Here is a 1,193-nt window from a genome sequence, read left to right on the forward strand (position 1 = left end):
TCGCCGCCGCTGAAGATGAGCGCGTGCTCGCGGTTGTTGATCGAGTCCGCTGCGATGTCCAGACGGCTCCGCGCGGCGATGGTGCCAGCGTTGGTGATGCCCGCCACCGTCTCGGCGTCGTTGTTCAGGGTGCCGGCGGCGATGGAGATTCGATCGCCGTAGATGCGCCCGGTGCCCACGTTGTTCACGACACCGGCACCCGCACCCGCACGGGCATCGATGCGGGTCTCGCCGCGGCTGTCGATCAATCCGCGGTTGTTCAGCGTTGCGGCGGAGATGGCCGTATCCGTGCCGCTCATCTCGGCGTTGGCGTTGTTGTCGACCGTGCGGCCCGCGACCGTGAGGGTATTGCCGGCCAGCAGTTGGCTGTTGTTGGTGAAGGTGCCGGTGGTGGTGTAGGTCAGGTTGCCGTTGGCCGAGAGCGCGGCGTTGTTGACCACGTCCTGGGTGAGCGCGATGGAGAGGTCCTGGCTGGCGCTCAGGGTGCCGTCGCCGCTGAAGCGCGCGGCATCGAGCTGCAGGCGCTTGTCGGCTGCGAGCGTGCCGCCCGTGTTGACCACCTTGAGCGTCTTGGCGGCAGCGTCGGCGGGTTTGGCGCCGTGGGGGTCGACGATGGCCAGGGTGTCGCGCGCGGAGATCAGGCCGCCTGCGGAGTTGTCCACGGTACCGCTGGCGATGAGGGTGGCATTCGCGTCGGCGCGCACCGCGCCTGCCCGGTTCTTCACATCGACCGCGGTGATGCCGACGTTCCTGCCCTCGATGCCTTGATCGGGGCCGGAGGTGGCGCTGTTGTCCACGGTGGCCGCGTTGATCGTGGTGGTGCCGCCCGAGCGCAGCAGGCCGCCCGTGGTGTTGACGCTGCCCGCGTCGACGCTCAGATCGCCGATGGCGAGGGTCTGGCCGCGGGTGTTGTCGTAGCTCGCGCCCTGCGTGTCGATGGCGACCGTGGACTGGCCGAGGATGGTTCCGCCATCGGTGTTCGTGACGGCGCCGGTGGTGGCGTTGAGCGCCTTCTTCGAGCCGATGAAGCCCTCTGAGTTATCGAGCGCGCCGGCGTTCAAGGCCAGGGTGCCCGCGCTGGCGATGCCGCCCTGGGCGTTGGCCTGGGCGTTTCGAGCGTTGGCGTTGGTATGGCCTGCCGCGTTGGTGTTGCTGAGCGCCTGGCCGTTCGTGTTCACGGTCATGGCCGCGCC

General features: G+C 68.9%; 1 pseudogene. It reads right to left on the reverse strand.

From position 1 onward, the window contains the following. A pseudogene (locus WKW80_RS37215) lies at positions 1-1,178 on the reverse strand (filamentous hemagglutinin); the annotation flags it as partial. Between the last annotated feature and the right edge of the window lie 15 nt (positions 1,179-1,193).

This window comes from Variovorax humicola, from assembly GCF_037889915.1.
Taxonomy (GTDB): Bacteria; Pseudomonadota; Gammaproteobacteria; order Burkholderiales; family Burkholderiaceae_C; genus Variovorax; species Variovorax humicola.